Raw genomic sequence first — 10,321 nt, forward strand, 5'->3', positions numbered from 1 at the left:
ATTCGTGGTAAAATAGAGGAAGGGCAACGAGTGAGGGGGTGTGCCCATGCACCGGATGTGTCCGAAATTCGAATCGGCCTTCAACATCCTCGGCAAACGTTGGACAGGGCTCATCATCCGCGTCTTGCTGGAAGGGCCGAAACGGTTCAAGGAAATCGCCGATGCGATTGAACACATGAGTGACAAGATGCTCTCGGAGCGTCTAAAGGAATTGGAAGCTGAAGGAATTATCCGCCGCACGGTTTATCCAGCGACGCCAGTGTGCATCGAATACGAGCTTACAGATAAAGGGAAAGAATTGGCGCCCGTCATGGACGAAGTGCAGAAGTGGGCCGACAAGTGGATGGCGCAGGGCGTGACGGAGCGGTAGCGGGCGCAGGCGTCTCGCCTGCACCCGCCCGCAGGATGGTGAGTGCTGCCGCAGAGTCCCTGCTTTCTGCCCTCTGCACGTAGGGTGCCTATGCCCGGTTCACACCGGGCGCGAGGCGCCTGTCCCCCGCGACTCAGCCCGGGTTCAAAAGAAGTCCAGCAAGTACGGGGTCTGTTCCGGTATCAACTGCTCTAACACTTCGACACCAGCGGATTGCGCGCGCAGCCGCCCCAACTCGGCCAGCTGCCGCGGCCGCCGATACCCCAACAGCATCGCGGCCAAGTCCTGCACGTCCACATCCACGGCGGCGCCACCCGGCGCGCTGGAGACGGTCTCCCACACCCCATCCGCTTCTCCCAGACGATGGACACCGACCTGCCCGTCCGCACCTACGCGCACGTGAAAGGACGCCTGGTTCCAATCCGCGTGCGGATCGGCGACAGAGAGAGTGACACCCACGGTCTCGCCAAGCACACGAAACGGGTACTGGCGCAAGAACGATTCGACATCGACAATGCGGGCCATGAAATACGGTTCTACCTCGTGCTGGATGCGCGGGTTGTCCAGCAGGTAGAGCAACGTGTCGTCCGCGGGCGCTGTCAACTTCGCCTCGCGCGCCATCGAGTCGTGGTTCGCTATGAAGTTCCACAGGCCCCGCCGCGCGTCCTCGTCGAGATGAACCCATTCGTGCACGGTCAACAACGAATCTTTGACATGGTACAAGACATAACCGGTCTCCTCTCCCGCGGCGTTGATGTACACCGCCCACACCCCGGCTTTACGCTTGGCAATCCGCTGCTGCCACCAATCGCTTGTACGCCGCAGCATGCCGGTGTAGCGCCGGGCATACGCCTCATAGATGGGAGCAAGGCGCCGTCCGTCCTGACAGCGCTCCATGCGTCCGCCGGTGTCGGGAAAGCGCGGCCACCACCGCTCAGAGATGGTATAGAGGCGCCGCTCCATCAGCATCTCCCATCCGTACTTTCGATAGAAGGAAAAGGAAAACGGCGACAGCATCGACAACGACTGACCGGCCGCCCGCATCTCGACCAGCGCCCGCCGCAGGAGCCGCGCCACCTTGCCGCCGCGCCGGTGCTCCGGCCAAGTGGCCACCGACGCAATCCCCCCCATCGTGTACGGCACTCCCGCGACATAGGCGGTCAAAGGCAAAACCTGCGCCTGGGCCGCAAGCTGCCCATCGGCAAAACAGCCGAGAATGGTGGATGCGTCTGTCTGTTCGAGCAACTGCTGACGCGTATGGGGATCAAACTGAAACTGGAAGGCAAACTCGTCAAGCGCCAGGTGCTCTCCCAGTTCTTCCTGCGTCAAGCGGCGAATCTCCTCCAAGCTCGTCACCGTCCCCCGTGGTCCAGCGATGAAATGCGCTGTTGCTGCCAGTATAGACCACGGGAAGGCCAGCGGCCAACAGGGTGGCGCGGCTGTGTCGTGCCAGCGGCGTACGGCCGGCCGGGCTCCGGGAAGTCCGCCGAGTGCCCGGCGCAGCACCGCCAGCGCGCCGTCGGGCCGGAGCCGGCAATCTCAGCCAGCGCCGCCCACCTGCTTGTTGCCCGCCTCGCGGGCCCCGCTTGGCCCCGCGAAGCCGGCGGCGTCCGGTGTCATCTTCCACGGCCCCATGAGCACGGCGCACAGGAGCGCAAACGCGGCCGGGAACAGCGTCCAGGTGAACGTGTGCGAGATGGACGCTGACAAGGCCGGAACCAGCTCATCCAGCACAAACCCCGGGATGTGCGCGCGCAGGGCCGGGGTAAGCATGGCGTGCGGATCGGCCAAGTTGACCCCCCGCGGGAGCCGGGCCGCCAGGGCGGAGAACAGGGTGCTCAAGCGGTGCTGGAACAGGTCACGCTGAATCACCCCGAACACGCTGATGCCAAGCGTCATGCCCAGCATGCGCAGGAAGCTGGCGGTTGAACTGGCTTGCCCGCGCTGCTGTTGGCCGAAATGGTGGATGGCGGACATCCCGAGCACCGAGAACGAGGGACCGGTCCCCAGGCCGACAATCACCATGTACACGGTCAACCAGACACGCGGCGTGCTGGGCGATAGGGTGGCCAAGAGGGCCAGGCCCGTGCACAAGACGAGCGCCGAGACGAGCATGACGCTACGGTAGCTGACCTTTTGCGAGAGCTGTGCCCCAATCGGCGCGGCGACGGTGGTGCCGAGCAGCATCGGCAGCAGCAGGAGCCCCGAATTGGTGGCCGATCCGCCCATCACTCCCTGGATGAAAATGGGGATGTACACAGTCGCGACAACAAATGCCGCGCCGTAAAACAGCCCGGCCAAGCAACTGGTGGCAAACAGACGGTTGCGGAACATGGCGAATGAGACAATCGGCTCAGCCGCCCGGCTCTCGGCCCACAAAAAGCCGAGGAAGAGCGCCGCAAACGCCACCAGCAGAGCGACGATGGGCCAGGAACCCCAGGCGTATGTGGTGCCCCCCAGCTCCAGCGCAAACATCAGGCTGCCCACGGCCAGCGTCAACAGCCCTGCGCCCCAAGCGTCGATGGTCTGACGCTCGTGGCGCGAGGACTCATGATACCCCACCAGGATGAGGAGAAACGCGATGAGTCCGAGCGGCAGGTTGATGTAGAACACCCACCGCCAGTTGACATGATCCGTCAGGTACGCGCCGATGAGCGGCCCGGCGATGCTGGAGAGCCCGAACACGGCGCCGAAGATGCCGCCCAGTTTTGCGCGCAGCTCGAGCGGAAACACGTCCCAGACGATGGTGAACGCAATCGGCATCAGGGCGCCGCCGCCAATGCCCTGCAGGGCCCGGTAGAGACTGAGCTGGACGATGTTCTGGGCGGTGCCGCAGAGCGCCGAGCCGAGCAGGAACATACCAATCCCGAACATAAAGAACCGCTTGCGGCCGTACATGTCCGACAGCTTGCCGAAAATGGGCATGCCGGCCATCTGTGTCGCCATGTACGCCGAAGTCACCCAGACGAAGCGATCAATGCCGCCCAAATCGGCGACAATCGTCCCCATCGCGGTGGAGACAATGGTATCATCCATCGAGGCGATAAAAATGCCGAGCATCAGTCCCGCGAAAATCCAGGACAGACGGTTTGGTTTCGCGCCTTGCGCCATACATTCTCTCCCCCTCATACCCGCAGAACTTCTTCGACCGTGGCGCCGTCCGCCTGATGGTAGACCGATTTGTATTCCACCCGGCGAATCCGGCAACCCGGTCCGATTTCCACTTGGTCCCCCCGGACCACATCGGCCTCGGTGTCCTCCAGCGTGACCACATCGCCCTCGATGGTCCCCGCGCTAAGCCGGTTCGACGCTCCCGGACGGAGGATGCGGTGGATGATGGCCGCCACAAAGTCGCGGCGTCTGCGCACCTCAAGCCGTTCGGCGCCGATTTCCCCGACCACGCAGGGCAAACCCGAGCCGCCCAGGTCAAAGCGGATGGTGCCCGCATTGAGCAGCCCCTCTATCTGCACCCCGCCCCGACAGCGGACCCACTCCGCCTGGCAGTCTCCGTCCACCGTCACCACGCCGTGAATGTTCAGGGTGTCCACCGCCAGGCCGCCGTGCACCTCCATCAGGCCAAACACCCGCACGTCGCCGCCGCGCACATCCCCGCCGGCGCTCAGCGTGCCCCACACGTGCAAAGCTCTGGCGTCCATTCCCTGCCGCACATTCAGGGTGCCAAACACATGCAGCGAGTCCGCGTCTATGTGGCTGGCCAGCTCTGCCTCCCCGTGCACCTTGAACCGGCGGCAGCGGCACTCCCCCTGGATGACCCCGCTGCCCAGCACGTGGACATCCCGGTACCTCCCGGGACCCAGCGTGCCTTCGCCCATGATACGCACGTCGCGCACCCCTGCTTCACTCCGATGCATCCGGACCCCCCACCTTTCGCTCTTCGGTCACGCGCGCTTCCGGAGCCTTTTCCAGGGTCCCCGTATACTCGACCAGCCCAATCTCGCAGCCGCGGCCGATACGGACGTTTGCCCCGCGCACCACCTGCGCCAGTGTGTCCTCCAGGTGGACCTCGTCCCCTTCAATCACCCAGGCCCTCAGTTTATGCCGGCGGAACACGTGGACCCACCGGAACCAGCCGCGCCGGCGCCCCGATCTGATGGACACATGATCCCCGCCGAGCTCCTGCACCTGCGAAGGGCCGTAGAGTTGCACGTCCAGCCGCCCGACGTTCAGCAATCCGTCCACCGACAGCACGCCGCGCATACGCATCTGTTCCGCCTGAAAGTCCGCATCGGCGCTCAGCACGCCTTCCATATCGACCCGTTCAGCCTTCACCGGCCCCGCCACGCTTATCCGTCCGCTCACCGACAGCAATTGGCTGTCAATCTGCCCATCCACCGAGGCGCTGCCGTGCACGGCCAACTCTCTGGCTGCCACGTCCCCGTGGCAGTGCAAGATCCCGTGCACCGCCAGCCGCTTCGCCTGGATGTCACCCATCACACGGCAGGTACCGTGGCCGTCCCAGCGCTCACAGGTGATGTCTCCCGAGATGCGCCCCGTGCCGTGGATGGTCACGTCGCGAAAGACGCCGCCGGAACTCGTTCCTATGCCCTGAATCACCAGATCACTGCCCGCTTGCCTCACGTCTCCCCCTCCGTTTCCTGCGCCAGTTTCAGTTTCAACTCCTCAATGCACTCGGCCAGGTGCAGGTGCACAGCCACATGAGCCGTCGCATCAAACCAAACCTCAGCCGGGTTCGCCACCAAGCAACAGGTCGTTACTCCCAGCTTGCGGACGACCCACAGGTCGCATGCTCGCCCTTCCCAGCGCGGGTAGTGATCCGTCAGCACCTGAATCATCAGGCCCGCTTCGTCCAGGTTCACCGCCCCCGTCCGCAAAGCCTGATCCGCAGCGTAGACGGACAGGATGTGTGCAAACGTCAATACGGGCGGGTTACCCGCATGGCGGTTCAAACAGTCGAGGGCCACCTTCGTAACAATGTTTCGTTTCAGCAACTCGTGGGGAGGCAGACTCCACCGCGCCGGATTGGGTGAAAACATCGCTGCCATCTCGTCGAGCGACAGGTCGTCCTTCATCGACTGGATCTTTTCGATGCGCGCCAGAATTTGCTGGCGAGGAAAGAACGTCTCCTGCCCCGTGAAGGTGGAGCGGCGAATGAACCACGCCTCCGGAATCAGGTTTTTTCGCTTCCAGCGGTACAGCTGCCCGTACGAGATGCCGGTCTGTTCCAACAGTTCCTTCTTCGAAATCAGGTCTTCGTCCGCATGGCCATGCTGACCGGCTTCCATAAGCACCCCTCCGCGAGCAAGTGTAACATAACATTGTTACGTTAAGCAAGCCTGATGCGCAAAGGACCAAAATAAAAAACAGGGCTCGCAAACCATGAACCCTGATTTCTTTGCCTGTTTTTTGTGCAATCCCAATTACCTCATGCTTGCTGCCGCGGCGCAGATGCGTGGACGTTCACAACATCCGCCCCGGTCTTGCCAAACTCGTCTGCGCCGCCTCCAACGCGACGCGGGTGGCTTCGTCCAAATGGCGCAAATCCATCCCCGCCACACCCCGCACGCGCTCCAGGTGCGTCGCTGAACGCGCGACCTCGCTGTGCACGTCGGAGGCCAGATCAGACTCAAGACGCAGATTATGATGATGCAACCAATGCGGCAACAAGAACCACACCATCACAGCGGTCACGGCCAGCGGCGCGGCCGACAGGCGCACCCGCCAGCGGGCTCGCGTGGCCGGCGCTTTTGATTCCTGGAGCCAATCGGTCCCTTCCGCGCGCATCCACTCAAGGACTTCCCGGTACTCACGACAGTCCTGACGGCACTTCGGACAGGTGCGCAGGTGCCGCTCAAACCGTTTTCGGTCAAACTCATTCAACTCACCCAAGACGTAGCGGACAGCCAACGAACAGACGTCGACCACCGGCGCCACGAAGGCATCCCCCCTGCAAACGGAAGCGCCCGAGAGCGCAGCAGACTTTGCACAACGAGGAGGCCGGTGTTAGGTCCGGCCCCAGGGCGGTATCGCTTCACTTCACTTGCAGCACAATCTTCCCGCGGGCGTGATGGCTCTCACTCAACTCGTGGGCCTTCGCCGCCTGCTCCAACGCAAACACGTGGCCGACCACCGGACGCACTCGCCCCTGCTCCACGAGTTCGCCCAACTTGGCCAGCTTCTTGCCGTCCGGTTCCAAAAAGAAGTACTCAGCTCGAACCCTGTGTTTGGCAGCGGTATCGGGATCGGGCGGATTGATAATGGAAACGAGGATGCCGCCGGGCTTGAGCACATCGTAACTGCGCCGCTGGACGTCTCCTCCCATCGTGTCCAGGACGATGTCGTAGTCCCGCACCCGTTCCACAAAATCCTCCCGGACATAGTCGATGACAACGTCCGCTCCCAGCGACCGGACGAGGTCGAGGTTGCGCTCGCTGACCGTCGTGGCCACATGGGCGCCGTACGCTTTGGCGATTTGGATGGCGTACACCCCGACACCCCCCGCCCCGGCATGCACCAGCACCTTGTCACCAGATTGCACATGAGCCGTGTCCACCAGCGCCTGCCACGCGGTGAGGCCAGCCAGCGGGATGGAGGCCGCCTCCTCGAAGCTGATGTTCTTCGGCATCGGCGCCACCAGCCGTTCAACCACCGCCAGGTATTCAGCGTAGCTGCCGTTGCGTTCGATCTCCGGGCGGGTGAACACCTTGTCCCCCACCTGGAACTGCGTGACGTTCGATCCGGTCTCCACCACGACCCCTGCGGCATCCCACCCGAGGATGAGCGGGAACGTGTAGTTCAAGCGCTGCTTCAAGTACCCCTCGCGAATCTTCCAATCAACCGGGTTCACCCCAGCCGCGTGCACTTCAATCAACACGTCGTCTGCGCCAATCGCAGGCCGCGGCAACTCTCCGTACTTCAACTGTTCCTTGCCGCCGTACGCTTCGATGTAGACCGCTCTCACGTCGCAGCCCTCCCTGCCAGGTTGTCCGTCGGCACGCGCCGACCGACGGACCCGTGTTGATGGCTTGCTCGTGTCCGCGTCTATTGTACCATGCTGAAGTCACGGCTACATCGCACCCGCGGCAGTCCCCACCAGCGGGGAATCCTCCCTACAAGGAAGATCCGTCCGCTCTCGGGAGAAATTCGGCCACTGGCCCGCTTGGCCTTCCGACGCTGGATTGCCCATACCTCGCAACCGATTCGCGAAACACCAATTCGCCTGCCAAGAGCAGCTTTTCCCGCGGAGTTTCCGGGTGTTCAAAGCGCCTTAGCAGCATGTCCACCGCGCGCATGCCCATCTGTTCCTTATCCACCCGAATGGTCGTCAGCTTGGGATGCACCTGGACCGCCTCGTCGATGTCGTCAAATCCTGTGACGGACACGTCCGCCGGCACGTTCAGGCCCACCTGGCCGAGGCCGTGGATGACGCTGATGGCGACTCCGTCATTGGCGCACACCAGCGCCGTCGGCAGACTGCCTTCAGCCATCCGGGACCGCGCCCACTGGGCGATACGGCGCACATCCGCCCCCCTATCGCGCCCCACATCCCGCAGCAGTTCCGGCGATTGCGCAAGCGGAATCTGCGCCTCTTCCAGCGCCACCCGAAACCCCTCCCAGCGCATGCGAAAGCTCTGGGAGTAATGCAAGTCGCCGACAAACTGCAAACGTTGGTGGCCGCAAGCGATGAGGTATTCCGTCATGCGCTGTCCCGCCTCCATGTTGTCGGCCAAGATGCTGTCGCTGGGAATCGAGGAGCCCTGGTGGTCCACGAGAATGAACGGGATGCCAAGCTGATGAAGTTCCAACAACATGGGGCCGGGAATCATGCCGACGCCGACGATGCCAAGCAAGCCGTCAGGATTGAGCACCTGCAGCAGGTTCTCGGCCGAATGCTCCGTGATGATGATCATGCCGAGACCGCGGGCGCGGATGGCCTGCGTGATGCCATCGATGATGCGCCCCCAGTAGGGTGATCCCCGGTGCTGGAAGCGGACGTTGGGCATCAGCACGACGATGGTGTTGCTCTTGCGTTGGCTCAGGCTGCGGCGCGAGCGCGCGGCCTGCTGCGGGGTTCCCTGCAGGAAATACCCCAACTGCATGGCAATCTTGACAATCCGTTGGCGGGTCTCTTCGCTCACTCCGCTTTGCCCTGATAACGCTTTCGAGACTGCGTATTTCGAAACCCCCGCCTGCTCCGCAATCTGTTGCATGGTCACACGTTTCGCCACGTCATTCCCCCCATCTGGCGCAGCTCTGCCGGAAGGGAGGCCGGGACGGCAGCCCCCCGCGCGGTCAGATACGCGCTTGTCTCCTGTGCGCCGCTATCTGCTCGCTGAACCAGCGACCGCTATCCTTGACAATCCGCTTCTGCGTGTCGTAATCGACGTAGACCATGCCAAACCGTTTCGAGTACCCCATCGCCCACTCAAAGTTGTCCAGGAACGACCAGAGAAAGTATCCCTTCAGGGGCCCGCCCTCGTCGATAAACCGTTTGGCCGCCTCCAGATGGTCAGCGATGTAGTCCAGGCGCCGCCGGTCCTGCACGCGGCCATCGACCGGTTCATCGGCAAACGCGGCCCCGTTCTCGGTGATGTACAGCGGCAGCTCGCCGGTCACGCTCTTGATCCAAGTCAACAAGCGGTACAGGGAATCGGGATGAATCTCCCATCCCATCTCCGTTCGGTTGTCCGCCGGCGCTTCCAGGGTCCGGATGCCGAAAGCAGCGTCGTCCGGATCGGCCGCGACGACACTGCGGGTGTAAAAGTTGATGCCCAGAAAATCAATCGCCTGCGAAATCACGTCGAAGTCTCCCGACCGGACGAAGTCAAACCGGCCCACCCGCTGTTCGACCATCCCCTGAAACGCCTCTGGATAGCCGTGGCAGACAATCGGATCCAAGAACCAGCGGTTGTTGAACGCGTGCGACACTTCGGCCGCCGCCTGGTCCGCCGCGCTGTCGGTCGCCGCGTCCACCCAGGTGAAGTTGAGCGTGATGCCAATCTCCCCTTTGTGGCGGCTCGCCCGATGCGCTTGCACGGCCAGGCCGTGCGAGTACAGGATGTGGTGCGCCGCCTGGAACGCCTCCCGCCAGTCGGTGTGGCCGGGGGCGTGCACGCCGAATCCGTGGCCGAGGAAAGCCGCGCACCACGGTTCATTGTGCGTGATGAACGAGGCGATCCCGTCGCCCAGCTGATCGCAGATGAGCAACGCGTACTCGGCGAAATACTCGGCGGTGTCCCGGTTGGCCCAGCCACCTTTATCCTGCAGCCACTGCGGCAGGTCCCAATGATACAAAGTGGCAAACGGGCGGATGTCCGCCGCCCGCAGGGCTTCCACGAGTCGCCGGTAAAAATCGAGGCCCCGCTCGTTTTTCACACCTTTTTCAGGGAAAATCCGCGGCCAGGCAATCGAAAAACGGTAGGCCGGGATGCCCAACTCTTTCATCAGCGCCACGTCTTCTTGGTAGCGGTGGTAGTGATCGCACGCCACATCGCCGGTGTGGCCCTGGTACACCTTGCCCGGAGTATGGGAAAACCGGTCCCAAATGGATTCTCCGCGCCCATCTTCGCGGACCGCTCCTTCAATCTGATAAGACGCGGTCGCAGTGCCAAACAAAAAGCCGGGCGGAAACGCAATGAATGCTCGTATCATCAGCAGCCATCCTCTCTCAAAGCAATGGACACTGTTCAGATTAGCGTGATTCGCCCGCTTAGGCCAGCTCCTCCGCGAAGTGACAAGACACCAGGTGTCCAGGCTCGGGCTCCCGCAGCGCCGGCGTCTCCTCCCGGCAGCGCGCCCGCGCGAACGGGCAGCGGTGCGCAAACGGGCACCCGACACGCCCCTCCCGCAGGTCCGGCGCCTCGCTCGCCGTCTCCGGCAAGGCCGCCTGCCAGGAGCTCCCCGGCGTCGCCGCGAACAACAGCCGCGTGTACGGGTGCAGCGGCCGCTCCAGCAACCGCCGGCTGCCCGCTT

11 protein-coding genes are annotated in these 10,321 nt (G+C 63.2%); 1 reads left to right on the top strand and 10 read right to left on the bottom strand.

Going from position 1 to position 10,321, the window contains the following annotated elements:
• Positions 1-46 precede the first annotated feature (46 nt).
• Positions 47-370 carry a winged helix-turn-helix transcriptional regulator gene (locus AK2_RS10310; protein WP_067934002.1) on the top strand — a complete coding sequence of 108 codons (324 nt, stop codon included), beginning with the start codon at positions 47-49 and terminating at the stop codon, positions 368-370.
• 144 nt (positions 371-514) lie between these two features.
• Here the strand turns inward: AK2_RS10310 and AK2_RS10315 are convergent, their stop codons facing one another.
• The 10 genes from AK2_RS10315 to AK2_RS10360 all read right to left on the bottom strand — a co-directional run.
• Complete coding sequence (locus AK2_RS10315; RefSeq protein ID WP_157076301.1) at positions 515-1,726, bottom strand: GNAT family N-acetyltransferase; 1,212 nt, start codon at positions 1,724-1,726, stop codon at positions 515-517.
• Positions 1,727-1,909: 183 nt separating this feature from the next.
• The gene (locus AK2_RS10320; protein WP_067934006.1) at positions 1,910-3,481 is read right to left on the bottom strand and encodes an MDR family MFS transporter; all 1,572 of its coding nucleotides are present in this window, start codon (positions 3,479-3,481) and stop codon (positions 1,910-1,912) included.
• A gap of 14 nt (positions 3,482-3,495) precedes the next feature.
• Positions 3,496-4,242: a hypothetical protein gene (locus tag AK2_RS10325; protein ID WP_067934008.1), complete on the bottom strand. Its 747-nt coding sequence runs from the start codon at positions 4,240-4,242 to the stop codon at positions 3,496-3,498.
• Entirely contained in the window at positions 4,229-4,969 is a 741-nt protein-coding gene (locus AK2_RS10330; protein WP_067934011.1) for a polymer-forming cytoskeletal protein, read from the bottom strand. The genes AK2_RS10325 and AK2_RS10330 overlap by 14 nt, the downstream gene beginning before the upstream one ends.
• Positions 4,966-5,634 carry a YhbD family protein gene (locus AK2_RS10335; protein WP_067934013.1) on the bottom strand — a complete coding sequence of 223 codons (669 nt, stop codon included), beginning with the start codon at positions 5,632-5,634 and terminating at the stop codon, positions 4,966-4,968. Before AK2_RS10335 ends, AK2_RS10330 begins: the two co-directional genes overlap by 4 nt.
• 175 nt (positions 5,635-5,809) lie before the next feature.
• Entirely contained in the window at positions 5,810-6,283 is a 474-nt protein-coding gene (locus AK2_RS10340; RefSeq protein WP_067934015.1) for a zf-HC2 domain-containing protein, read from the bottom strand.
• A gap of 97 nt (positions 6,284-6,380) precedes the next feature.
• The gene (locus AK2_RS10345; protein WP_067934017.1) at positions 6,381-7,310 is read right to left on the bottom strand and encodes an NADP-dependent oxidoreductase; all 930 of its coding nucleotides are present in this window, start codon (positions 7,308-7,310) and stop codon (positions 6,381-6,383) included.
• Between the two features lie 148 nt (positions 7,311-7,458).
• On the bottom strand, positions 7,459-8,577 hold the full coding sequence (locus AK2_RS10350) for a LacI family DNA-binding transcriptional regulator (RefSeq protein ID WP_083521076.1): 1,119 nt from the start codon (positions 8,575-8,577) through the stop codon (positions 7,459-7,461).
• A 64-nt stretch (positions 8,578-8,641) separates the two neighbouring features.
• Positions 8,642-10,000 carry a GH1 family beta-glucosidase gene (locus tag AK2_RS10355; RefSeq protein ID WP_067934019.1) on the bottom strand — a complete coding sequence of 453 codons (1,359 nt, stop codon included), beginning with the start codon at positions 9,998-10,000 and terminating at the stop codon, positions 8,642-8,644.
• Between the two features lie 58 nt (positions 10,001-10,058).
• Positions 10,059-10,321 (bottom strand): oligopeptide/dipeptide ABC transporter ATP-binding protein (locus AK2_RS10360; RefSeq protein WP_369406137.1); only part of this gene is annotated, 263 nt, incomplete at its 5' end.

This window comes from Alicyclobacillus kakegawensis NBRC 103104, from assembly GCF_001552655.1.
GTDB lineage: Bacteria > Bacillota > Bacilli > Alicyclobacillales > Alicyclobacillaceae > Alicyclobacillus_G > Alicyclobacillus_G kakegawensis.